The following is a 24314-nucleotide window of genomic DNA, read 5'->3' on the forward strand; positions in this document are numbered from 1 at the left end:
TTTTTTATAAAATTTCATAACCCGGTAATGTTAAAAATGGTACGAATTCATCATTTCGAACGAGATTTGTAAACAACGTTGTCGCCTCTTGGAATCTCCCTTTCTTAAAGGCTTCCTTACCAATCTCTCTTTCTATTTTTGCTAATTCTTCTTCTTTTAATTCTTCCATTAATTCAAGCGTAATATTACGACCATCATTTAGTTTTCCACCTTCATGACGAATCCATTGCCATACTTGTGCTCTTGAAATTTCAGCTGTTGCCGCATCTTCCATTAAGTTATAAATGGGTGCTGCTCCCCGTCCGCTTAACCAAGATGCAATATATTGAATACCTACGCTAATATTCATGCGAAGGCCCTCTTCTGTAATCGTTCCCACCGGTACCTCTAGTAAATCGTTTTCTGTTACACATATTTCTTCACGTCTTCTAAAAATTTGATTTGGTGTTTTCATAATGTGATTAAACACTTCCATTGCAACCGGTACAAGTCCAGGGTGGGCAACCCAAGTCCCGTCATGACCGTCTAAAGCTTCGCGTTCCTTATCAGCACGCACTTTTTCAAAAGCTGCTTCATTTGCTTCTGGATTATTTTTAATCGGAATTTGTGCCGCCATTCCTCCAATTGCTGGTGCATTACGGCGGTGACATGTTTGAATTACTTTCAAAGAATACGAACGCATAAATGGCGCCGTCATCGTGACTTGTGCTCTATCTGGTAGTAAGAATTTATTATGATTACGGAAACTCTTTAAAAAGCTAAAAATATAATCCCATCTTCCGCAGTTTAAGCCAGCAGAATGATCTTTTAGCTCATACAAAATTTCATCCATTTCAAACGAAGCGTGAATCGTTTCCAGTAACACAGTTGCTTTAATCGTTCCATTTGGAATGCCGATATATTTTTGAGCAAATACGAATACATCATTCCATAATCTCGCTTCTAAATAACTTTCCATTTTCGGTAAGTAAAAGTATGGGCCGCTCCCTTTTGCTAAAAGAGCTTTCGCATTATGGAAAAAGTACAAGCCGAAGTCTACTAAGCTACCCGACATATTTTTCCCATCAACTTGCATATGCTTTTCCTCTAAATGCCATCCTCTTGGACGTACAATGAGTACAGCTGTTTTCTCATTTAATCTATATTCTTTCCCTTTATCATTTTCATGTGAAATCGTTCCCTTTACTGCATCTCGTAAATTGATTTGGCCTTCCACTGCATTTTCCCAAGTTGGTGAATTCGAATCTTCAAAATCCGCCATAAAAAGATGCGCTCCTGAATTTAAAGCGTTAATGACCATCTTTCTATCTACCGGTCCAGTAATCTCTACACGGCGATCCTCTAAGTCTTTTGGCAGCTTGGCAATTGTCCAATCCGCTTCACGTATGTGTTTTGTTTCTTCTAGAAACTTCGGAAACTCCCCTGCATCAATTCTCTTTTGTTTTTCTACACGTTTTTGTAAAAGTTCTATGCGGCGCTCATTAAAATTCTCATGTAGTTCCTTCAAAAAACTAAGCACCTCAGGTGTCAATATTTCGCTGTACGCTGGTAACATTTCTCCAACGAGTGTAACCCGTGAAGTTTGCGTCGACATATTAGCATCCCCTTCTTAAACTGTTTTATAACAGATTTGATTTCATGTTTTATATTATATAACAAATCTTCAGAAAAGGAAGTTTTTTTTGAAAATTCATTTCGTTTTTTTTTCAAAACGCCATTCTTTCGCGCTTTATTTCATACAAAAAAGGCCGCTGTTATACAACAACGACCTTTTTGTATTATTTTTGAATTTCACTTTGACTAGTTAAACTTTATTACTGCCCTTGTTCCATATCATGCAATATTGCTCTATGTAAAAACTGTGCGTATTGTTCTCTCGTTACCTTCATAGACGGACCGAATTTACCTTCTCCGATTCCCATTGTAATACCATTTGTTTGTACTGCACTAATTGCATTCGTTGCCCATGAATTTGCTGAAACATCATTAAAGTTATGAGATCCCTTTGCCTGTAGGTCAAAAGCATTCGTAAGAACTTGTGCCATTTCCGCACGCGTTAACGTCGCCTTCGGTCTAAAGTTTCCATTCTCGTCTCCCTGGAAAATTCCGATTTCCGTTAGAGCCAATATCTCCTCGATAAAGCTTGTTGAATTTTCATCGATATCTCCATATGGGTTTTCATATTCATCTTGTTCTTCCATATCAAACACACGGTAAATTAAAGCTGCAACTTGCTCACGTGTTACATTATCCCCAAAACCGAATATTCCATCGCCATATCCCAAAATTATTTCTTGTTCCGCTAATTCATGAATTGCCTCATATGCCCAATGTCCTTTTGGTACATCTTTAAATACAATTGTATTTGCTTTTTGCAACGGTGCACTTTCCGCTTTTACACTATTACTCTCTGCTGAGAATAACACCCCACCCATAATTGTTAATGCTGTAGCTGTTTTTAATAATTTTTTGCTCATCAAATTATCTCCCCAATATGTATATGTTTTTTTAAAAATATACAGAATAAATGGTATAGTGACAATATATTTTCCGACACATTTCGTGACGGTTTTGTGAATCATATTACACATCATGTCTTTTTCATCGGGTTGATTATAAAGCTTGTTTATAACCATAAAAATACATAAATACGAATAATAATTCTTTTTTAAACAAACAAAAAAGCACAAATTTTTCTATTTGTGCTTTCATATTTCACTCTACTTCCAATCCTCTTTCAAATGATAATTAATAATCGCATTATTAATAAACTGAGCATATTGTTCTCTAGGTACAGGGCGATTTAATTCATACATGCCATTCCCAGTTCCTCTCACAACATTATTAGATTGTAACGCACTAATTGCATCTTCTGCCCAGTGACCTTTTGGAATATCTTTAAATGTATGTTTTTGTTTCGTTTCAAAATTAAATGCTCGTTTTAAAATGACAGCCATTTCCGCTCTAGAGATTGGTGCTTTCGGCCTAAAATCCCCTTGGCCATCCCCTGTAAAAACACCACGTTTTGTTAACGCTAAAATTTCCTTTTTAAAAGTGGTTGTACTATCAGAAACATCTTTATATGGATTCGCTACTGGCCCTTCTTCTTTTATCTCAAGTGTTCTGTAAATAGTCCCAGCTACTTGTTCACGTGTTATAAGATCGCCAACACCATACTTCCCGTTTCCATACCCTAATATAATTTTATGATACGCTAAATCCATAATAGCATCATATGCCCAAAATCCGTATGGAACATCTTCAAACACAATCATTTGTGGATACTCTTCCGCTTTTACAGGTGTCACATTCGCCCCTGCAAATATACCTCCTGCCATTGTCGCAATCATCATTACACCCAATATTTTTTTCTTCATTATCCTCTCTCCCTATTTCATTTAAATAAAATGAACTTCATTGTTTCAGGAGTACTATTTTTTTGTGAATGTAAGATAAAATGCAAATCTTCTAGAAGAAATATTCCCACTACCTTTCTGCTTTATACCCCCTTCTTTCTTTTTCAAAAAGGAAGTTGTCACATCTAAGGTGTTATATACTAAAACATTCTACAATCTCTTTATAAACTCCTTTTCACTTTATAACTTCCCTTTATTGGCACCTAAAGGAGATGCCTAATGGAGATTACTATATTCATGGTTTATATTTCAGAGGTAGCATCCCCCTTCACTGATAACTCGCTTTCGCTGAATTTTGAGGTGGGGGTCTTACTGCCCAGCAAATAACGGGATAAAAAAATCATCCTTTTTTCTTAAAAGAGGATGATTTTTTTATATTTATTAACACTCAAATATGCTACTACTTTTGAAGAGTAAATTGGGCAACTATTTGTTTTAATTTTCCTGCTGCGTTATGCATATGTTCAATTGAAACCGAAATCTCTTGAACAGATTTTTCTTGCTGTTGAATAGACTCTTTTACCCTATCAGTTCGGTCAGATGATCTTTGGGAAATTTGAGCCATGTCTTCTGCAGAAGCCGAGATTTCCTCACTACTCGCTGCAATTTCATCTGTAGACATAGATACCGTTTGAATTTGCTCAGATACTTGCTGTACTTTTTCTGTAATTGTTCCAAATACTTTTTCTGTATGCATTACTACTTGTGTACCTGCCTGTACCTCATTATCTACTTTCCCCATCATATGTACCGTATGGTTCGTTGTTCCCATAACTTGAGTAATAAGATTCTCAATTTGTTTTGCAGAATCACTAGATTGTTCTGCTAATTTCCGCACTTCATCTGCCACAATTGCAAATCCTCTACCACTTTCACCAGCACGTGCAGCCTCAATTGCGGCGTTTAATGCTAATAAGTTAATCTGGGAGGTAATACCTTGCATAACATCAATGATTTTAACAATTTCTTCTGATTGTTCTTTCATAGTCTCTACTTGTTTCACACCGCTATGTACTGAATTTTGGATTGTATCCATCTGTTGAATCATTTGTTTCATTAATTTGTTACCACTCTCTGCATCTAATGCTGATTGAGCAGATAATTCATTTACAGAGGATGATGTATTGACTATACTCTGCATTCCTTGCGTCAACTCTTCCATCGCACCCGCAGTTTGTTCCATTGCTTGCATTTGACTCTCTGCACCATTTGCAACTTCTTCAATATCCATAGTGATTTTCTTCGCTGCACTACTAGATACTTCTGATGCAGATACTACTCCGTCTGCATGTTGGAATAAAAGCTGAATATTATTCTCTACTTCTTGCATATTTGTTCTTAGCCCTGCAATCATCTCGTTAAAATTACTTACTAATACACCTAATTCATCCTTAGCAGTATAATCACCATGTACGGTTAAATCTCCTTCTTTCGCTCTTTCCATCATACGACTAACCGTTTGTAAAGGAGCAACTATGAGCTTGCTAATAATATAACTTACTATACATATAACGATTGTAGTAACTACTACAAGAATGATAAAGGTAATAACGGAACGATCAATCATTTTTTGAGAATCTTTAAATACTTGGTCAGCTAAATTTGAAACATACGATTCTAGATCCACTGCATAACCAGCTAACTCTATTCCCTTCGGTTTTAATTCCTTCTGAAATTCATTTACCATTTGTGGCTCATTTGTTGCCTTCGCCTTTTCAAATAATTTTTTATATGTATCTTTATAACTTGGCAAAGATTTCTTCATCTTCTGAAATAGTTCATCCTCTTGCTTACTTAAATTAAAACCATCATCATATTCTTTTAATAAAGAATCATATTTTTTAAGATCCTTTTCAATATTATCAATTATCCCCTCTTTATTTGCCACTTCATTTTGTGATGCCGTAATTAATTCTAGTAAGTTATATTCTAATGAATTTTGTGTACGAAGCATTCCTTCTAATAAAATTGCAGAATATTGATAATCATCTACTACAACCTCTGTATCGTGCTTAATCTTATTAATAGAATTAATTGCTACACTGCTCATAATTACCATACCTAAAACTGCTAATGAAATAAGCGCTAATAATTTATATTTCACTTTTAAATTTTGTAAAAAATACATTTTTCCACCTTTATTCCTTTATATATAGATTTTTAGAATTTTATAGCTTATTATTTACAAAATCGTAATAAAAAGCAATGATAAATATTCCCAATATGAAACTTATATCTCTATAAAAAAAGAAGTAGCTATCATGCTACTCCTTTTTGCTTTGTTTCTCATATTGTTCAAACGTATGAATTCTTTCAAAAATTGGTGGGTGCGTGTATAAGAAAAATTTTACTAACGCAGGCGGATTTACTTGGCTTAAACTTGTTTTTGATAAATATTGAAAAGTTTTCACACCAGATTTCCCATCCTTCGTCATATTTAAAGCATATTGATCTGCCGCTCTTTCTTCTATACGTGAAACGTAGTTTGTTGCTGGTTGTGCTGCAAAAGAGAGGACAGAAGAAATTAAGAAAAATAAAGGTAAAATGGAGAAACATGCCACTTTTGAAATTTGCAATGTATCTCCCCATTTGCGAATACACATATTTATAATACGACTAATTAAAAACATACCTATAAACGATAGCAATACATAACTTGCAACGCCAAAATATATATGTTTCATAACATAATGCCCCATTTCATGGGCCATTATAAATAAAATCTCTTTATCTTTTAACTGCTTAAGTGTTGTATCCCACATTACAATACGGGCGTTAGGGCCAATTCCTGTTACGTAAGCATTTAATGCATTCGTTTTTTCTGACATATTTACTTCATATACGTGTTTAGCAGGAATGTCCGCTTTGTCTGCTATCGCTAAAATTTTCGTTTCTAATTCTTTATTTTTCAGCGTCGAGAAGTCGTTATACAGTGGATCAATAACGACAGGCTGTATGAATGTTAAAAAGATTGTAAATGGAACAGAGAGCGCCCATCCTGCGAGCCACCATCTCTTCGGAAATTTACGGATAAGCCATAATAGAACGGTAACTACGATTAACATAGTCGCATAACTTTCCCAAAAACCGATAACATGATCTTTTATCCAGCTTTGTGTACTTTGTGTTGAAATGCCGTAATCAACGGACACTTTCCGGCCAATCCATTGCATCGGTAAGGCAAGCACTGTTGTCAGTAATGATAAATAAAAGAAATAAATCGCAACTTGCAAAACACTTATTTTAGTCGTTTCCTTCGACCATTTCTCAAACTTTCTTGAAATACCTAGCACAAGTACAAATAATAAAATAATCCATTCAAGAGGCGTCGCTAAAAAGTATAGTAAATTTTTCACGCGCGAATAATCTTGGCTTAGCGTAAGCTCTCTCGTACTCATAAACGTTTCTGGATCTGCACTCGTTCCCTTATACATGTCCGGAATAAGTTCATGATTCCATCCAAATAAATACCAATATATAAGTAACGCAAATCCAACGTACAAAAAAAGCGACCAACCGATAACCTTCTTCACGCTATTCCCTCCTCTATGCTGCCTGTCTATTATTATTGTAAGTTCGTACACGCTAAATTAGAACAAGCTTATTATGTGAATTGCTCTGGATCTTTTTATTTACATAAAAAAACTCTTCTACATAAGAAGAGTTTTACCTATCTTTACACACTTTCTTCGGTTCACAATCCGTACACTTACAAACCAACACGTACCCTACTTCCTTTTTAGATAAAATAAAAAGCCCCTTTAAGGAAGTACATCTATTAATAAACTAAAATCTTGTAAAGAGAAAGAACTATATTTCATAATACCCTGTACGGCTAAAAGTAAAACAAGACCGATCACACACATATAGTTAACGCTTTCTTCATTCTTTTTTTCAGTAACGACTCCACCACTTATACATAAAATCCCTAGCAAATGGAGCGCTAAATACATGAAAAAATAAGCTTCCTCCCATCGTAAAATAACATTCACTGTCGTTATTAACACTAGACTAAGTAAAATCAAATAAAAAAACTTATTTGATGATATCGTTTCATTCATATAATTTTATACATCCCTTTCAAATTTCGAATTAATGATGTTTCAAAGCTATAAAGTAAATGATTGTTTTTATACCATAAAACAAAAGGAAAGCCACCATTACTTTCTCGAATACTTTATGAATCCACATTTACTTCTCTTCATTCTTTTTGAAGATGCGCTTCATCATTTCTTCTACAATTAGACCAAATATTAGTAAAACCCCGAACACAATAAGAAGAGAAATAATATTTTCTTTTAAATGAGTACTAGAAAATAAGTAATACTCTGGAAACACAATCGTATCTACTACAGGTTGAAGCCAATGCCAAACGCTTTTATCACACATATCTGTAATAGACGTAGAATCTATAATGTCTTTTAATATTTTTTCAACCGTCTTCTTCATCTTATTTACTCCCGACTACATCTGAAAAGCTCTTTTCCTGCTCTGCATATATAACCGGCACTTCTTTACTCCAATATTTGCGATTAACAAATAAAAAGATAAGTACTAAGTTTAATCCTGTTATAAAAATAATAAGTCCAGGAAAGAATGTCGTATAATTTGAGAAATCGGCAAAACTAATAATTTTTTCTCTACTTATTAGAAAAGACGCACCTATTACAAATGCATTGTTTAACATATGTATTGCAATTGGCATGAGTAAACTTTTCGTACGAATATATACGATTGACAATACGATGCTGAATATGGCTGCACCGAGGAAATCAACATGTAACAACGCAAACAATATTGCTACAACGATGGTCGCTATGCTCGTTCCCCATTTTGTTGCAAAACGTTGAAGTAAAAATCCGCGAAAAACAAATTCCCCGATAATTGGTGCGATGAATACGACCCTAATGACTTGAGATACATATCCCCCAGTACTATCTACAATTGGTTCATGCAGGGCGTTCATAATAAAGTCCGGTGTAATCCATGCAAAACTATACATATACAAAATAAGATACCCGTAACTAAACATGCATAACATAACCGTAATGTATAAAACTTGTACCAAGTTAAATGTTTCATTTTTATTAACAAATAATGAAAATGAAATGTGGTGCTTTCTATACTCATAAGAAATCCATACCATCGGAAGGATATAGAATATAAGGATATTTATAAAAGAAGAATTTTGTATATGAAATATACTTGTTAGCAAATCGCCACTACTTCTCGCTATTAAAATTAATAGTGCAAATACAATTAAAAAATATCTAGCTCGCATCACTTGAAACGGGTTCACACTCATCTCCTCCCCTATGTTACTTTTATCATATCATTTGATTCTTAATTTTTTGCGAAAGAAAACCTTAAAATTTCCTTAAAAATTCCATAAGTTACAAAATGATGATATGATATTCGAGAAAATTAGGAGGGATATTTATGTACCAAGCAAATATTTTACTCGTTGATGATGAAACAGCAATTTTACAATTACTAACTACCATTCTTGAAAAAGAAGGCTTTTCTCATATTACAACTGCAACATCAGCTGAAATGGCTTTATCTCTAACTAAGCAAAACAATTACGATTTAATTATTTTAGATGTAATGCTTCCTGGACAATCTGGTTTTGATATTTGTCCAATCATTCGCCAACAAACAGATTGTCCAATTTTCTTCCTATCAGCAAAAGCATCTGATTTAGATAAAATATCCGGATTTTCATACGGTGCAGATGATTATATTACGAAACCATTTAATCCATTAGAAGTAGTAGCACGTATGAAAGCACAGCTTCGGAGACATATGAAACAAACCGTACCACACGAACAAAAATCACACTCGATTTCATTTGGAAGATTTGAAATTGATCAGCACTCTGCAGAACTAACAGTAGATGGGCACATTGTCGAATGCTCCGCTCAACTCTTTCAACTACTACTCTTCTTTTGCGAGAATCCGAACTACGTATTTTCGAAAGAGGAAATATACGAAAAAGTTTGGGGAGCACCTGCCTATAATGGCGATGACAACACTGTTATGGTCCATATTCGAAAACTACGTGAAAAAATTGAACATGATCCAAGTAAACCAGAATATATAAAAACCGTTCGCGGGCTTGGTTATAAGTTCGTTACAAAGTAGGGTGACGATATGAATTTTAATAAACGACTTATTATTCAATTTATCATGCAACACGTTTTTGTTTTAGTTACATTACTTATCGCTGTAGTTGCTGCTTTTACTTATTTAATTTTTCTTCTTACTAGTACTTTATACGAACCTAACATTCCGGATTCTGATAGTTTTACAATTTCAAGATACATCTCTTCAGAGGATGGGCATATTTCGTTACAATCTGAAGTGCAAGATTTAATAAAGGAGAAAAATGATTGGCTCCAAGTTGTAGATGAAAACGGAAAGATCCTCTACCACTTTAATACACCAAATGATGTTCCGGATGCTTATACGAAGACATCTTTAGTCGCATATATACAACATCATATCGAAAGCAATTATAAATTTACATATTGGGAAATTGAATTAGAAGAAAAGAAAGCTCTTGTTATTTATGGTGGTATGTTAAAAAGCAATGCGTTACTGACAGCAATTCAAAAGGAGCATTCCTCTTTAACGATGGACTCGTTCGCATTAACAGATCAAGAAAAACAGTTACTGTCTAAAGAAAAAGCAACACTTCAAATATTTAATCAAAATGGCGAAGAGGTTTTTTCCTATCCAACTGGAAAGAAAAAAACATTTTCAGCAATACAAATTGCCCTTAATGAAAAAGAACCGTGGAATCATAAAGAAAACACGTCTAGCTTTTACGATGCAAATAGTGGCAACCTTCTCGTTGTAACTGCAAAAAATGAGCACTACTATCCAGATGACGAAATTGAAGATGTATTTACTAAGAAGTTTCTCATCGGATGCGGATTAATCCTTCTTATCGTATTTGTTTATTTAGTCATTCTTTCTATTTGGTACGGTAATAAATTCGGGAAACCGTTATTACATGCGATGCGCTGGCTTAAAAATATCGCTGGTGGAAAGTATGAAGAACCTATTAGTAAAAAAGGAAAACCCGTCAGGTTCCGGCGATCTGGTAAAGAAAAATGGTCATTCCGTTTGTTTAGAGATGTAACAAGTTCACTAGAACACCTTTCTATTACACTCAAAAAAAATGATGCGATGAGGCAAGTCCTCCAGCAAACACGAGAAGAATGGATTACCGGTCTAACACACGACTTAAAAACACCACTTAGCTCTATATATGGCTACGCATTATTACTCGAATCGAATCAATATAACTGGACTGATCGTGATATTCAGCAATTTGGTAGTGTTATGAAAGAGAAATCTCAATATATGACGACATTAATTGATGATTTAAGCTTAACGTATCAATTAAAAAATAACAGCCTTCCTGCCCAACACGTAAACGTTGAAATCAATCAGTTCGTCCAAAAAGTATTATTGCAATTTATTAACAATCCAACACTTCAAAATCAAAATATTGAATTCGTACCGAGCTCAAATAAAATTCAATATTTCATTGAAGAAAAATGGTTCCAGCGTATTATCGAAAACTTACTAGTAAATGCTGTAAAACATAATAACGAAACAACTACTGTCATCGTAAAATTATCACAAAACGCTAATTCCTTTACACTCTCCATTTCAGATGACGGAAAAGGAATGGATGAAAAAACGAAAGAACTTCTATTTGAACGATATTACCGCGGAACAAACACAGAAGAAAGCAACATCGGAACTGGACTTGGCCTAGCCATTACAAAACAGCTCGTTCATGCTCATAACGGGACAATTTCCGTTGATAGTGCACTCGGAAAAGGAACGACGATTATTCTTGTGTTTCCGTTTCGTTCGTAGGAAAGACGCTATGTGGCGTCTTTTTTTCTTTTCTGGGAGAGTTTTGCGGTAATTGAAATTATGCAGATCGTTTTTTTGGGGTGTTTTAGCGGTATATGAAATTATATCAGCGATTTTTTGAATATATCAGCGCAACTCGAATTATATCAGCGATTTCCGAAATATATCGGCGCAATTCAAAATATATCAGCGATTTTCTAGATATATCGACTTACCGACAAAAATCGACAATACTAACCTACTTCCTCTACTACTATACAAAGTAAAAATAACCCTTCATAACTCACTATGAAAGGTCACTCCATATTTCAGCTATTTCCCTACTAACACAAACACATTCTCATCAGGTGCTTCCATTACTGCAACATGTCCTGATTCTGTTGGAAATGGTTCGCGAATCCACTTTACATCTTTATTATCTTTTAAACTCTCATACGTTTGTTGTACATCTTCTACTAATACTTCGACTTCCGTAAAATTAATATCCGGATGATTGCTTATTACTAACTCCGAACTTTTCTCATCTGGAAATTTCAATCCTATTAACGTCCAAATAGCTCCTTCTTCTAGTTCTCTTTCTATCATCCAGTTTTGCTTCATTCCCATTTCTTTATAGAAAGAAACTGATCTTTCTATATCTTTCGTATGTATAGATACACATTCTAGTTTTTTGAACATTTTCCCATTTCTCCTTTTATGAAAAAGCGAACCATCTCCCAATGATTCGCTCTTACCCTATTATTTTTTCTTCACCGGTATCCAAAGCTCTACTTGTGCAAACTCACTCTTATCTTCGTGGCAACGCTCATCGTACAGTTCAAACTCTGTAACTCCGCAATGTTCATACCCTGAATGCGGGAACCATTCTGAGAATACTGCATTCCACGTTTGGTGAATAGACGATACCATTTCTTCATGAGGAACTTTCGGCGTTGTAAATACAGCATATGTCGCTGCAGGGAAAGTACGCTTTGCAATTTCATTTGGTACATTTTCAAAGTCTGTAACTTCCATTCCAATAATATAAGTGAAGTCCCCTGTTTCTAAATTAAAATCAGTACATAATCCAAGCTCTACCCATTGGCTCGTATCTTTACGATTCGGAATCGTTGTTCCAAGATCTTTTTGTAAATATTCTTGCCAAAATGCTGGGATGTCTTGATGGTTCTTCCCCTCTTTACTTGTCGTCTTCAGTTCATAACCTGCCATTAAAAATTCTGGTTTATTTACAATACGATATTCCATTTGTATGCCTCTTAAATACGGATTTAATTTTCTTTGCTTTACATTCACGCTGTAATACATCGGTGTTTCAATTTCTTGTTTTCGATATTCACTCGGTGTCATTTGAAATAATTTCTTAAAGGCTCTCGTGAACGTTTCGTGAGATTGAAAGCCATGCTCAAATGCGATATCAATAACTTTTTCATCCGTATGAGAAAGTTGATAAGCTGCCCGGGCTAACCTCCGCTTTCGAACATACTCCATTACTGTATCACCTACTAATGCCTGAAATACACGATGAAAATGCGACTCAGAAAAACCTGCAATACGTGCTAAATTACGCAGCGTCTGTTTTTCCATTACATCTTCCTCAATATAATCAATTGACCTTTGAATTTGTGTTTCATAGCTTTCCATCTCTGTTCACCCGCCTTATATGTATTATGATAAAAGAGAATCCTATCCAATTCTTGACGTTTTTTACTATAATTCCATAAAAAATTGTAACTTTTTTATATGTATTTCGTTGTTATGTATGAAGGGAGGGAAATGTAGTGAAACGCAAACAATCATTAGAAGACATTTACTCCGAGCATATGCAAGATTTATTTCGCTATCTTCTCTCCCTAACCGGAGATTCCCACTATGCGGAAGATCTCATGCAAGAAACCTTTTACCGAATGCTCGTCCATATTGACTATTATAAAGGAGAAGAAATTAGGCCGTGGTTATTTACAATTGCCTACAATGCCTTTATCGATTGGTATCGAAAAGAAAAAAAGTATAACACAACTACAGTGGAAGAATTCCATTTACCAAACGTGCCAAGTACAGAACATGAATATTTCGTAAAACATGAGATTGCTAGTTGGTTAGACAGTTTATCTTCTCTTCCGCTCGAACGACGAAATGCCCTGCTACTACGAGATTACTATGGATTCTCCTATAAGGAAATAGCAGAAATGACTGGTCTCTCATTAGCGAAAGTGAAAATTGAATTACACAGGGGACGAAAAGAAATAAAAAGCATAAAGGAGTGATACAGATGGGCTGTGCAGAATTTAAAAAACTATGGAAGAAGTATGAAAATGGAACGCTCACGCATGATGAACAAGAACTGTTAGAAAGTCATATTGAGTCATGTGAAGAGTGTGAAGCTTACTTAGATGAGCTGTTAACAAAAACAGAACCAATTAAGAAAAAGTTACCTCCAAAAGATCTTAAAATTCCTTTTTGGAGAATTAAGTGGAAACATCGTTTACAAACGTTTGGTTTTATATTATCAATTTGCATCGTTATCTATATAATCGGCGGGGTATTATCAGCCTTTTATTTTCAAGCTAATAATGATAAAAGGCTAAAAGAAATTAGAGAGGTTCCTTCGCTGGCACTTGAAGCAACTATCCCAAATAGCCGCGTTATGGGAGGCGGAACAAGTGTAGAAGCTTTTTTCCGTACAAATAGCCAATTTGATTTAGTAAGAACCGTCGGTAAAAAAGAAATGCCACTTGGTACAATAGAAACAAAAAGCTTCTTATCATCTGTAGATATCACGAAGCAAACTTGGATGAATCCGTTCTATCAACCAAAACTCTTCTTTGTTCATCCCAAAACAGAGCAGGGTGATTATTTAAAGGATTCATCAAAAAAAGTATGGGATACACTTGCAAAAGTACATGATGGAACCGTTGCAGAAGTAGCAATTTCTTTTGATAAAGCTTACACTTTAAAAGAATTAGAACCGCTTTTATATAGCATATTCGAGGCACAAGAACTCCCTCCAACTCCTGTATGGTACGCTTTAGATACAGGACAAGAAAGAAAAAATGTAGATGACTATATCCTACATGGCGGAGAAGCTATAGGGTTTCCAGAACATGTAAGATTCCTCGATAATGAAACTGACGGGCAGAAAACGCAAGAAGACAAAGTAACCGAAATGATGCGCGTTCTTTCTATCCATAAAAAAACGGTAAGCAAAATAGCAGCGCTTTCTGAGAAAGAACTAAACTTAGATAAACGTTATCAATATGTAAAGGATAACGGTGTAAAAGTATACGGAATTGTTATTACTGGCCCATCGAAAGAGTTATTAAAATTACAAAACTCCCCGCACGTACGTTATGCGATTCTTGGAGATATTGAGATTTGGAATTGGTTTGATAATTAATAAAAAAGAAGTAGCGCTCTAAAAAAGATGCGCTACTTCTTTTTTATTCCGAAATCACTTTCACATACATCCCTCTCACCGCTTTTTCATAAGCAATATCACTCATCTGTCTTATGTTTTCTGACACAACAGATGCTGGAATAACTTCATCTTCACGAAGTAACGGCGGATCAATAAGACGCACTTTATTTTTCTGATGTAAATCATAATCGTTTCTATCTTCTTTTACTTTTACATTTCGATGAACTTTGCTTAATAAAGCTTCTACTTCGGGGTCATTACATTGTTGCAATTTCGAAATAAGCTCCTCATCTTCAAGAAGAAAATCATCTGCATGAATAATCCTTTTATGAAGAGCTACCTTTAACGTTTTCGCTAACATATCATTTCCGTAAATATTCATTGGTTCCATAAAGAAATCGATTACTTCCTTGTAATACGTTTCTGTAAACCATTCTGCCATTTCGACACTTTGAACAACCATTTTCCCATCTACAGCGATGACATCTTCTAAAAAACTGTGAACTTCTTCTAAAGAAACATACCCATATGTATACATATCTCGTAATGTATAATCCACTCTGTCTGCGCATAATTCTGGTGCTGACCTTTCGAGTAACGTCCATTTCGAATCATCTAACAAAATATCTTCATAGTTATAACCATACTTCGCAAGAATCGCTGGAATTTCTGAGTTTTTCACAACAGAACTAAATATCTCTTCATGATAACTTTCATCTTCATTATCAAAAACGTAATCAATCACATGGGAAAAAGCAGTATGCGATACGTCATGCAGTAAACTAGCAATCTGTTCTTTTACTGAACCACCTAATTTTTTAACTAATAACATAACACCAACTGAATGATCAAAGCGCGTTACATTCCATTTCTCGTTCATTAAGTAACTTGCGCCATTTTGATGAATACCTTTTAGCCTTTGCATAGACTTACTTGAAATTAATTCTTCTACTACTTGATCCACTTCAAATTCTCCGTATAGTACATCTGATATGATCACTTACAATCCCCCTTTATTTTAATCGAGTCTTATAATCTTATCTCTTTTATGAAATTAGCACCAACATAAATATTTATTGTTATTTGTTTTTATTAAAAAAAATAGAGAGCCATCAGCTCTCTATTTCATAACCCCTATTCAAATGTAACTTCTACCTGCACAATCTCCGACCTACTACCAAGTCTAAGCGGTGGTCCCCAAAACCCAAATCCAGAAGAAACAATTGCGTGGAACGCGCCTTTTTGTGCGTATCCCCAGTCTAGCTCGTACATTCTTCTCGTTACAATATGATTGGGCGCCATTTGTCCGCGGTGCGTATGACCGGATAATAATAAATCTACACCTGCCGCTGCTGCTTGTTTCAACTCAAATGGCTGGTGATCCATTGCGATAACAGGCATCGATTTATCTACCGTACTCATTAATTGTTCAAAGCTTTGACGATCTCGCTCTGTTTTATCTCTTCTTCCAACGAGATAAAAGTCATCTTCAATTGTAATTACTTCATCTAAAAGAATACGAATATCAATCTTATCCATCTCTTGTAAAAACTCTGGAACCGCTCTACCATAGTATTCATGGTTCCCTAAAACACCATATACGCCTAATGGTGCTTTCATTTGTTTCATGATTGGTCCCATATTCTTTTGAATGAACACACCTGGATGATCATCGATAATATCACCTGGCAGTAAAATAATATCAGGTTCCATCTCATTTACATGACGAACAAGCCTTTTTAAATGCGAAACGCCAGACAGTTTACCGAAATGCATATCAGAAGCCATCGCAATGCGTAAACTTTTACGCCCCTCTACCTTTTTCGGTATGTGCACCTCGTACTTTCTTACTACCGGGCTATACGCATTAAATACTCCATACGCAAAGATAAAGATAAATGCAGCTATCACAGCCGCCCCTGTCCAAATAATTGCCGCTTCTTTCTCTACTGAAAACTGTAAAAGAAAGACCATAATATTAGCTAATGGCAACAACATAAGCGCATATTGTATAACTGCAAACCAAATCGAACCTATCGTTCGCAGAAATGGCAAAAACTTAAACACTTGCACGAGAATGTACGCATATGAAATAAATGCAACTACGAAAGCATAATATCCCCAAGATTCCCAGCCAAATACCGCATGAAGCCAAACCCATCCGTTCCAGCCAATGTAAAACATAAGTAGTGTGTATATAATTAACATGGTAAATATATTGAGATAACGAAGATTCTTCACAGCCAGCCTCCTTATTGATTTCTTCTATTATAACTTGTTATGCACTTATAACGTAAATATTAAGCACTTCGCTCATCATAGTAAAAACCTATAGTTGTTAGACTTGTATCTAACAACTATAGGCACCATTTATATCAACATTGTTTTTACAAATGCTCTTTATAAAAACTTGTTAATTTTTCTACTGCAATTTTTACTGGTTCTGGTTGGTCGTATAAATCGTAATGACTCGCACCTTCCACAACAAGTAAATCTTTTTTCTCTGAAGCTGCTTTCTCATACAGCTCATGACCATCTTTATAAGAACCGAATGCGCCTTGCTTGCTACCGACAATAATTTGCAGCGGCTGCGTTAATAACGTAGCTGCTAAATGGAACGCATCAAAACCAATTACCGATCCCATGCTCGTAAAGTTTAGCTTATTTGGAGAGTTCACACTTTGACCTCGCGGCGTTGTGTAATACTCAACTGCTTCTACAATATCTATATCGGTCATACCCGCTGCTACTAACTCTTCCTGATTTTTAGGAATCCAATTTGTAATCATTTCCTCTGCTCCGCGTGCTTCAGCAGTACGTTGTTTACCAATTGCCTCTAACACACCAATCGGGTTAGACTCACGATTTAAACGACCGATATTTGCACCAACAACTGTACCAACCGCTTTAATGCGGCGCTCTGTCATCGCAGCATTTACCGCATAACCACCGCCTGCACAAACACCTAACACACCGATACGTTCTTCATCTATATAAGGAAGAGTAGTTAAATAATCTACTGCTGAGCGAATATCCTCAACTCGCGCAGCTGGCTCTTCAATATATCTCGGTGTACCTTCACTTTCACCTTGATATGACGCATCAAACGCAAGCGTGACATATCCTTGTTCCGCTAACTTCTCGGCATACAATCCTGCTGTTTGATCTTTACAGCTACTACCTGGATGCACACAAACAATCGCTGGATTTTGTTTCTTTTCCTCAGCACCTTCAGGAATGTTCAAAACACCTGCAACTTGTAAACCTCTTGCATAAAATCTTATATTTTCCTTCGTAACTGCCATATATAAAACCACCCTTATCTTATTATTAATTTTACACTTGTGAGAGTTATTACTCACGTGTATATTTATAATAAAATGAGTAGAACCTTGTTTCAATGACCACATTTACGCATTTGGGTGATAATACACACATAAAGAAATATGTGTATCAACAACGGAGGAACACGATATGGAGAAAATCGATAGAAGAATTATAAAATCACAAAACGCCATTCAATCGGCATTTATAGAAATGTTAATTACAGATGGATTTGATGAAATTACAGTTAAAAACATTACCGAAAAAGCAAACATCGGAAGAAAAACGTTTTACTTACACTATCTAGATAAGTACAATTTATTAGATAAAATTGTGGACGATCATTTAGACCAATTAAAAGAAATATGCTACGAGAAGCAAAACAAAGAATTTATAGAAGGAACAATCATATGGTTTGAATACTTCAAAGAACACAAACCATTTTTTGCGGCACTATTTAGAAGTAACAGCACCTTATCATTTCAAAAAAAATTACTAACTTTCATCATGGGTGAAATAGAGAAAAAATTAAATACAGACACATCAGTAAATAAAAACATCGATAAACATATCGTCTTAAAATTTTTAGGAACAGCTGTAATGGGCATTTTAGAGTCTTACGTGTTGGATGAAATTGATAGTGATGTTGTGTTTGTTGCGACGCAAGTTGGAGAATTGATTAGGAGGAATATATAAAATGAAACTTTAATCAGTGGGGATTTATTCATCCCCCACCTAACTTCTTTGCTTTCGCTGCATTTTGAGGTAGGGGTCTTACTGCCCAGCAAATAGCGGGATAAAATAAAACCGCATCAATTTCCTTAATAAGGATTGATAAAATGCTATTATCGTTATCCTTCAAAACTCATCTATGCAATTATGCATAACCATCCATTCCGTTTTATTTTCATGTTACGATATAAATGTAATACGACATATATCGACAAAGATAAAAGGAAGTGATTGTATGAAACGTTCTAAAACATACTTAAAATATTTAGCATTATCCGCTGTTTTTGCTAGTAGTGCTATAACTCTTTCAACACCTGCTGCTTACGCTCAAACAACATCACAAGTTGTAACAGATATCGGGCAAAATGCAAAAACACATACGAGCTATAATACATTTAATAATGATCAAGCTGATAATATGACAATGTCTTTAAAGGTAACTTTTATCGATGACCCTAGCGCTGATAAACAGATTGCCGTTATTAATACAACTGGTAGTTTTCTAAAAGCAAATCCTACTATAAGTGATGCACCTATTGATAACTACCCAATCCCTGGCGCTAGTGCAACATTACGTTATCCTTCACAATATGATGTTGCATTTAACCTTCAAGATAACAGCGCTCGTTTCTTTAACGTAGCGCCTACAAATGCTGTAGAAGAAACGACTGTAACATCTAGCGTATCTTATCAACTTGGTGGCTCTGTTAAAGCTTCTGTAACGCCTAATGGCCCTAGCGGTGAAGCTGGTGCAACTGGTCAAGTAACTTGGTCGGACTCTGTAAGCTATAAACAAACTAGTTATAAAACAAATTTAATTGACCAAACAAACAAAAACGTAAAATGGAACGTATTCTTTAACGGATATAACAATCAAAACTGGGGTATTTATACACGTGACTCCTATCATTCTTTATATGGAAACCAACTTTTCATGTACTCTCGCACATACCTATATGAATCTGATGCAAAAGGTAATTTAATACCGATGGATCAACTTCCAGCGCTAACAAATAGCGGTTTCTCTCCTGGTATGATCGCTGTTGTTATCTCTGAAAAAAATACAGATCAATCTAACTTACAAGTCGCTTATACAAAACACGCCGACGATTACCAACTTCGTCCAGGCTACACATTCGGAACTGCAAACTGGGTTGGAAACAACGTAAAAGACGTTGATCAAAAAACATTTAATAAATTGTTCACACTAGATTGGAAGAATAAGAAATTAGTAGAGAAAAAATAAAGAAAACCGAACCTCCATTTAGATGGTGGTTCGGTTTTTATTTAAATTACAAAATCCTCCGGAATAAACACTTTCACTTCTTTCGGCTGTACGTATACGAAATCACCCGCTTGAATGTTCAGCTGCTTGAACTGTTCTTTCGTAATTTCTGCTTCTAAATATTCATCTGTTCCGTCTCGTTTTAATTCTACATATACGACAGGTCCGACTGCGTGAGAATAAGATACTTTTGCCGGGATTGCATCTATGCTTTGTTTCGTACGAGAGATTGATAAGTCATGCGGCCTTACGTAGGCTATTCCGTCTACGTTGGAAACGTGCTTATGCTCTGGTGCTTCTAGTTCGACCGATCCTACATTTAGCTTTCCTTTATGAACGCGGCCGTGAAATAAATTTACATTTCCTAAAAAATCGTAAACGAACGGGCTTGCTGGGTTTTCATATACTTCTTCCGGTGTTCCCATTTGTTCAATGCGACCTTCATTCATTACAACGATACGGTCTGCAACGTCTAACGCTTCTTCTTGGTCATGCGTTACGAATACGCTCGTAATTTGAAATTCGTCATGTAATTTTCGGAGCCATCTTCGTAATTCTTTTCTCACCTTTGCATCGAGTGCACCGAACGGTTCATCAAGTAATAAAATTTTCGGTTCGACTGCAAGTGCCCGGGCTAGTGCAATACGTTGACGTTGTCCACCAGATAATTGCGCTGGATAACGTTTAGCAAAGTCATCCATTTTTACGAGCTTTAATAATTCTGTTACCTTTTCTTCTATCGCTTCTGCTGACGGTCTTAAGCTTTTCTTTCTTACTTTTAAACCGAAAGCGACATTCTCAAATACATTCATATGTTTAAAGAGCGCATAGTGCTGAAAGACGAAACCGACTTGCCTGTTTTTCACGTGAATGTCTGTTAAATCTTCTCCATCAAATGAAACAGAGCCTCCATCCGCTTCTTCTAATCCTGCAATAATGCGTAATAACGTCGTTTTCCCAGAACCTGACGGGCCTAATAAGGCAACAAGTTCACCTTTTGGAATATCCAAATGAATGTCTGTTAGTGCTTGAAATGTACCATATTGCTTTGATACACCTTGAATTTGAATACTCACCGTAATCCCCCTTATTGTCGTTTTTCCATTCGCCATTCAATCCAGTTTTTTATAACGAGTGTAAACACTGCAATTAATGACATTAACGTCGCTACTGCAAATGCTGCTGAAAATTGATATTCATTGTACAAAATTTCAATATGGAGCGGCATCGTGTTCGTAATGCCACGCACGTGACCTGATACGACAGAAACGGCTCCAAACTCACCGATAGCACGGGCATTACATAGAATCATGCCGTATAAAAGACCCCATTTTATATTTGGAAGCGTAACGCGCCAAAACATTTTCCAGCCACTTGCGCCAAGTGATAAAGCTGCCTCTTCTTCACTTTTCCCTTGCGCCTGCATAATGGGAATTAATTCACGTGCAACGAACGGGAAGGTTACAAAGATTGTTGCGATAATAATACCTGGTACAGAGAAAATGATTTTCACTCCATGTTCAAGTAACCATTCGCCAAGAGCACCCCTCGGTGTGAAAAGTAAAACGAATACTAATCCTGCGATAACTGGTGACACAGCAAACGGCAGTTCAATAAGAGAGAGTAATACTTGTTTTCCTTTAAACTGAAACTTTGTAATAAGCCATGCCGCTGCGATTCCGAATACCGTATTCAGCGGTACAACGATTAACGTAACGAGAAGCGTTAACCTAATTGCTGAAAATGCTTCTTGATCTGTAATAGCAGCAATGTATACATCCATCCCTCTTTCAAAGGCTTTTAGAAAAATAGTTATGAGTGGCAGTAATAGAAAGAGAGATAAAAATAAAACTGTAATCGTAATTAATATGCCTGGTACAAGCTTAGATTCTTTTTTAGCTGATACGCTTTTTACTATTTTCTTTTCTAATAATGTTGGTTCCATTTTCTCTCCTCCTATTCACTTTTTAGTTCATGCCTTCTACTCCAGCTTTGAATCATATTAATAAGAAGAAGGAAAAGGAGGGAAATAATAAGCATCACGGTCGCTACAGCTGTTGCCCCCGCGTAATCATATTGTTCTAGTTTCGTCATAATCATCAGTGGTGCAATTTCTGTTTTCATCGGCATATTACCTGCGATGAAAACGACAGATCCGTATTCTCCTAATGCTCTTGCAAATGCGAGTGAAAAACCGGCAAGAAGAGCGGGAAAGATTTCTGGTAAAATGATTTTCACAAATATTTGTAAGCGGGATGCACCTAAACTCGAAGCTGCCTCTTCTACTTCTTTATCAATATTTTGCAGCACTGGTTGCACCATTCGAACGACAAATGGTAAACCGATAAAAGTAAGCGCAACGATAATTCCGAGTGGTGTAAAAGCTACTTTTATATGAAACAGACTAAATATTTTCCCAATCCATCCATTTTCCGCATAAAGCGTTGTAAGTGTAATACCAGCTACAGCTGTCGGAAGTGCAAACGGTAAATCAATGAGTCCATCTAATAGTCTTTTTCCTGGAAATTTGTAGCGTACGAGCACCCATGCTATTAATAAACCGAAAATGGCATTTACAATAGCAGCTGCAAATGAAGTTGTAAAACTAACTTGATAGGAATGCAACACACGCTCGTTCGTTATAACCCCAGCGAACTTCTTCCAACCTAACTGTGAAGTTTGAATAAATACGATAGAAAGTGGTATAAGTACGAATAAGCTCATGTACAACATTGTAAATCCAAGCGATAATCCAAACCCTGGTAAAACACGTTTCTTCCTCATCCTCTTTCACCTCATCCCCCTTTAGCAGTACGCATTATTTTTGATAAATTTTATCGAATACGCCGCCGTCATTAAAGTGTTTTTCTTGTGCTTTTTTCCAGCCACCAAATAGTTCATCTACTGTAAATAATTGAACTTTCGGAAATTGAGATGCATATTTTTCTGCTACTTTTTCATTACGTGGACGATAAAAGTTTTTTGCCGCAATTTCCTGTCCTTTTTCTGAGTACAAATATTCAAGATACCCTTCTGCTACTTTTTTCGTTCCTTTTTTATCAACGACTTTATCTACAACCGCTACTGGTGGTTCTGCAAGTACACTAATAGAAGGGGTTACAATTTCAAATTTATCTTTTCCAAGCTCTTTTTGGGATAATAACGCTTCATTTTCCCATGCGATTAATACGTCACCAATTCCTTTTTCAACAAATGTTGTCGTTGCTCCGCGCGCTCCTGAATCTAATACTTCTACGTTTTTATAAATTTGGCTAACAAACTCTTTCGCCTTATCTTCACTATTATTATATTTTTTCAGTGCGTATCCCCACGCCGCTAAATAGTTCCAACGTGCCCCGCCTGATGTTTTTGGGTTTGGTGTAATGACAGACACACCTTTTTTCGTTAAATCATCCCAGTCTTTAATACCTTTCGGGTTTCCTTTTCGAACAAGAAATACAATTGTTGACGTGTATGGAGTGGAATTATTCGCAAGTCGCTTCTGCCAATCTTCTGCTAATTGTTTTTTCTTACTAATCGCATCAATATCATAAGCAAGTGCTAGTGTAACAACGTCTGCTTCTAAGCCATCAATAACAGAGCGCGCTTGACTTCCAGATCCCCCGTGTGATTGTTTTACATTTACTGTTTGCCCGTGCTTCTCTTTCCAATACTTCGCAAAATCTTTATTGAAATCTTGATATAACTCCCTCGTTGGATCATAAGAAACATTTAAAAGCTCAACTGTTTTTTTATCTCCACTTCCTTCAGAATTACTAGTGGATGTTGCCGAACCACACCCTGATAAAAGTACAACTGCTGATAATAAAACACCTGTACTTTTCATAAACGCTGTCTTACCCCACTTTTTCATCGTTAAGCCCCCTTAGTTTATACAATAGAAAAAGGCACACAATATATTCACAAATGTGAACATTGTGCGCCTTCAGTTTATCTGATTAGCTTCTAATGTATTCTATTCGATTTCTTTTCATTTTAATTCTGTAATTCACATGTGTCAACTTGGAATTTGAATTTTCTTATTAAACTAAAATATTGGCATACGTTGAGCCCAATGATTTTTCAAATCAGCAAATTCTTTTGGTAACTTACTATTTTCATTCCATTCTAATTTATATGCATTTACTAACACCGTAGCCATTGATTCACAGTCCACTACTCCATTTTGATTAAAATTACCGTTCTTATCACTTTCAGAGTTCATCCATAATTTCACAAATAAGAT

23 protein-coding genes and 2 pseudogenes are annotated in these 24314 nt (G+C 35.7%); 6 read left to right on the forward strand and 19 right to left on the reverse strand.

What is annotated here, in order from left to right; all coding sequences use genetic code 11:
* Nucleotides 1-4: 4 nt before the first annotated feature.
* From aceB to ES895_RS10765, 9 genes and pseudogenes are all read right to left on the reverse strand, one after another.
* On the reverse strand, nt 5-1594 hold the full coding sequence (gene aceB / locus ES895_RS10730) for a malate synthase A (protein WP_000107349.1): 1590 nt from the start codon (nt 1592-1594) through the stop codon (nt 5-7).
* 220 nt (nt 1595-1814) lie between these two features.
* Complete coding sequence (locus ES895_RS10735) at nt 1815-2582, reverse strand: S-layer homology domain-containing protein (protein ID WP_114159535.1); 768 nt, start codon at nt 2580-2582, stop codon at nt 1815-1817.
* Between the two features lie 138 nt (nt 2583-2720).
* Nucleotides 2721-3377, reverse strand: a complete 657-nt coding sequence (locus ES895_RS10740; protein ID WP_000727094.1) for an S-layer homology domain-containing protein — start codon at nt 3375-3377, stop codon at nt 2721-2723.
* A gap of 439 nt (nt 3378-3816) precedes the next feature.
* A complete protein-coding gene (locus tag ES895_RS30200) occupies nt 3817-4770 on the reverse strand; it encodes a methyl-accepting chemotaxis protein (protein WP_409194079.1) in 954 nt (317 codons plus the stop codon).
* Nucleotides 4765-5544 (reverse strand): annotated as a pseudogene (locus tag ES895_RS30205) (MCP four helix bundle domain-containing protein); the annotation flags it as partial. The gene ES895_RS30200 and the pseudogene ES895_RS30205, both read right to left, overlap by 6 nt.
* Before the next feature lie 136 nt (nt 5545-5680).
* Nucleotides 5681-6949 (reverse strand): M48 family metallopeptidase, encoded by a 1269-nt coding sequence (locus ES895_RS10750; protein ID WP_000755729.1) that lies wholly within the window; start codon nt 6947-6949, stop codon nt 5681-5683.
* A gap of 228 nt (nt 6950-7177) precedes the next feature.
* Nucleotides 7178-7477 carry a DUF2101 family protein gene (locus ES895_RS10755; RefSeq protein WP_001006050.1) on the reverse strand — a complete coding sequence of 100 codons (300 nt, stop codon included), beginning with the start codon at nt 7475-7477 and terminating at the stop codon, nt 7178-7180.
* Between the two features lie 31 nt (nt 7478-7508).
* Nucleotides 7509-7865 (reverse strand): annotated as a pseudogene (locus ES895_RS10760) (hypothetical protein).
* Nucleotide 7866: 1 nt separating this feature from the next.
* The gene (locus ES895_RS10765) at nt 7867-8715 is read right to left on the reverse strand and encodes a CPBP family intramembrane glutamic endopeptidase (protein ID WP_001067984.1); all 849 of its coding nucleotides are present in this window, start codon (nt 8713-8715) and stop codon (nt 7867-7869) included.
* A 140-nt stretch (nt 8716-8855) separates the two neighbouring features.
* Here ES895_RS10765 and ES895_RS10770 point away from each other — a divergent pair, with 140 nt between their 5' ends.
* Entirely contained in the window at nt 8856-9560 is a 705-nt protein-coding gene (locus tag ES895_RS10770) for a response regulator transcription factor (protein WP_000283871.1), read from the forward strand.
* Between the two features lie 9 nt (nt 9561-9569).
* Complete coding sequence (locus tag ES895_RS10775) at nt 9570-11312, forward strand: sensor histidine kinase (protein WP_001010440.1); 1743 nt, start codon at nt 9570-9572, stop codon at nt 11310-11312.
* A 312-nt stretch (nt 11313-11624) separates the two neighbouring features.
* Here the strand turns inward: ES895_RS10775 and ES895_RS10780 are convergent, their stop codons facing one another.
* Both ES895_RS10780 and ES895_RS10785 read right to left on the reverse strand, forming a co-directional pair.
* Nucleotides 11625-11990, reverse strand: a complete 366-nt coding sequence (locus ES895_RS10780) for a VOC family protein (protein ID WP_000473643.1) — start codon at nt 11988-11990, stop codon at nt 11625-11627.
* Between the two features lie 60 nt (nt 11991-12050).
* Entirely contained in the window at nt 12051-12953 is a 903-nt protein-coding gene (locus ES895_RS10785) for an AraC family transcriptional regulator (protein ID WP_135238336.1), read from the reverse strand.
* 137 nt (nt 12954-13090) lie between these two features.
* Here ES895_RS10785 and ES895_RS10795 point away from each other — a divergent pair, with 137 nt between their 5' ends.
* Nucleotides 13091-13576 carry an RNA polymerase sigma factor gene (locus tag ES895_RS10795; protein WP_061113667.1) on the forward strand — a complete coding sequence of 162 codons (486 nt, stop codon included), beginning with the start codon at nt 13091-13093 and terminating at the stop codon, nt 13574-13576.
* 5 nt (nt 13577-13581) lie between these two features.
* Entirely contained in the window at nt 13582-14706 is a 1125-nt protein-coding gene (locus tag ES895_RS10800; RefSeq protein ID WP_097862875.1) for an anti-sigma factor, read from the forward strand.
* A gap of 43 nt (nt 14707-14749) precedes the next feature.
* On the opposite strand, the gene ES895_RS10805 is transcribed toward ES895_RS10800, so the two are convergent.
* The 3 genes from ES895_RS10805 to ES895_RS10815 all read right to left on the reverse strand — a co-directional run bounded on the left by ES895_RS10805 (nt 14750) and on the right by ES895_RS10815 (nt 18032).
* On the reverse strand, nt 14750-15727 hold the full coding sequence (locus tag ES895_RS10805) for an HD domain-containing protein (protein WP_097862874.1): 978 nt from the start codon (nt 15725-15727) through the stop codon (nt 14750-14752).
* A gap of 134 nt (nt 15728-15861) precedes the next feature.
* On the reverse strand, nt 15862-16968 hold the full coding sequence (locus tag ES895_RS10810; protein WP_000793768.1) for a metallophosphoesterase: 1107 nt from the start codon (nt 16966-16968) through the stop codon (nt 15862-15864).
* 146 nt (nt 16969-17114) lie between these two features.
* Nucleotides 17115-18032, reverse strand: a complete 918-nt coding sequence (locus ES895_RS10815; protein WP_000301539.1) for an alpha/beta hydrolase — start codon at nt 18030-18032, stop codon at nt 17115-17117.
* A gap of 169 nt (nt 18033-18201) precedes the next feature.
* Between ES895_RS10815 and ES895_RS10820 the strand changes: the two genes are divergently transcribed.
* On the forward strand, nt 18202-18747 hold the full coding sequence (locus ES895_RS10820) for a TetR/AcrR family transcriptional regulator (RefSeq protein WP_097994890.1): 546 nt from the start codon (nt 18202-18204) through the stop codon (nt 18745-18747).
* A 271-nt stretch (nt 18748-19018) separates the two neighbouring features.
* The gene (gene cytK2 / locus ES895_RS10825) at nt 19019-20029 is read left to right on the forward strand and encodes a beta-channel forming cytolysin CytK2 (protein ID WP_000830636.1); all 1011 of its coding nucleotides are present in this window, start codon (nt 19019-19021) and stop codon (nt 20027-20029) included.
* Between the two features lie 41 nt (nt 20030-20070).
* Here the strand turns inward: cytK2 and ES895_RS10830 are convergent, their stop codons facing one another.
* The 5 genes from ES895_RS10830 to ES895_RS30090 form a co-directional block, all read right to left on the reverse strand.
* Complete coding sequence (locus ES895_RS10830; RefSeq protein ID WP_000027100.1) at nt 20071-21144, reverse strand: sulfate/molybdate ABC transporter ATP-binding protein; 1074 nt, start codon at nt 21142-21144, stop codon at nt 20071-20073.
* 11 nt (nt 21145-21155) lie between these two features.
* A complete protein-coding gene (gene cysW / locus ES895_RS10835; RefSeq protein ID WP_135238337.1) occupies nt 21156-22013 on the reverse strand; it encodes a sulfate ABC transporter permease subunit CysW in 858 nt (285 codons plus the stop codon).
* An 11-nt stretch (nt 22014-22024) separates the two neighbouring features.
* Nucleotides 22025-22852 carry a sulfate ABC transporter permease subunit CysT gene (gene cysT, locus ES895_RS10840; protein ID WP_001227879.1) on the reverse strand — a complete coding sequence of 276 codons (828 nt, stop codon included), beginning with the start codon at nt 22850-22852 and terminating at the stop codon, nt 22025-22027.
* A gap of 34 nt (nt 22853-22886) precedes the next feature.
* On the reverse strand, nt 22887-23942 hold the full coding sequence (locus ES895_RS10845) for a sulfate ABC transporter substrate-binding protein (protein WP_000758702.1): 1056 nt from the start codon (nt 23940-23942) through the stop codon (nt 22887-22889).
* A 174-nt stretch (nt 23943-24116) separates the two neighbouring features.
* Nucleotides 24117-24293 carry a hypothetical protein gene (locus tag ES895_RS30090; protein WP_001999272.1) on the reverse strand — a complete coding sequence of 59 codons (177 nt, stop codon included), beginning with the start codon at nt 24291-24293 and terminating at the stop codon, nt 24117-24119.
* Nucleotides 24294-24314 lie beyond the last annotated feature (21 nt).

Source organism: Bacillus sp. 007/AIA-02/001 (genome assembly GCF_004634455.1).
In the GTDB taxonomy this organism is placed as follows: domain Bacteria; phylum Bacillota; class Bacilli; order Bacillales; family Bacillaceae_G; genus Bacillus_A; species Bacillus_A cereus.

Coding starts and splice junctions, on each gene's coding strand:
- aceB (WP_000107349.1), bottom strand. CDS start 1,594: ATGTCGACGCAAACTTCACGGGTTACACTCGTTGGAGAAATGTTACCA.
- ES895_RS10735 (WP_114159535.1), bottom strand. CDS start 2,582: ATGATTCACAAAACCGTCACGAAATGTGTCGGAAAATATATTGTCACT.
- ES895_RS10740 (WP_000727094.1), bottom strand. CDS start 3,377: ATGAAGAAAAAAATATTGGGTGTAATGATGATTGCGACAATGGCAGGA.
- ES895_RS30200 (WP_409194079.1), bottom strand. CDS start 4,770: ATGATTGCAGGGCTAAGAACAAATATGCAAGAAGTAGAGAATAATATT.
- ES895_RS10755 (WP_001006050.1), bottom strand. CDS start 7,477: ATGAATGAAACGATATCATCAAATAAGTTTTTTTATTTGATTTTACTT.
- ES895_RS10770 (WP_000283871.1), top strand. CDS start 8,856: ATGTACCAAGCAAATATTTTACTCGTTGATGATGAAACAGCAATTTTA.
- ES895_RS10775 (WP_001010440.1), top strand. CDS start 9,570: ATGAATTTTAATAAACGACTTATTATTCAATTTATCATGCAACACGTT.
- ES895_RS10780 (WP_000473643.1), bottom strand. CDS start 11,990: ATGTTCAAAAAACTAGAATGTGTATCTATACATACGAAAGATATAGAA.
- ES895_RS10785 (WP_135238336.1), bottom strand. CDS start 12,953: ATGGAAAGCTATGAAACACAAATTCAAAGGTCAATTGATTATATTGAG.
- ES895_RS10800 (WP_097862875.1), top strand. CDS start 13,582: ATGGGCTGTGCAGAATTTAAAAAACTATGGAAGAAGTATGAAAATGGA.
- ES895_RS10815 (WP_000301539.1), bottom strand. CDS start 18,032: ATGGCAGTTACGAAGGAAAATATAAGATTTTATGCAAGAGGTTTACAA.
- ES895_RS10820 (WP_097994890.1), top strand. CDS start 18,202: ATGGAGAAAATCGATAGAAGAATTATAAAATCACAAAACGCCATTCAA.
- cytK2 (WP_000830636.1), top strand. CDS start 19,019: ATGAAACGTTCTAAAACATACTTAAAATATTTAGCATTATCCGCTGTT.
- cysW (WP_135238337.1), bottom strand. CDS start 22,013: ATGGAACCAACATTATTAGAAAAGAAAATAGTAAAAAGCGTATCAGCT.
- cysT (WP_001227879.1), bottom strand. CDS start 22,852: ATGAGGAAGAAACGTGTTTTACCAGGGTTTGGATTATCGCTTGGATTT.
- ES895_RS10845 (WP_000758702.1), bottom strand. CDS start 23,942: ATGAAAAAGTGGGGTAAGACAGCGTTTATGAAAAGTACAGGTGTTTTA.
- ES895_RS30090 (WP_001999272.1), bottom strand. CDS start 24,293: ATGAACTCTGAAAGTGATAAGAACGGTAATTTTAATCAAAATGGAGTA.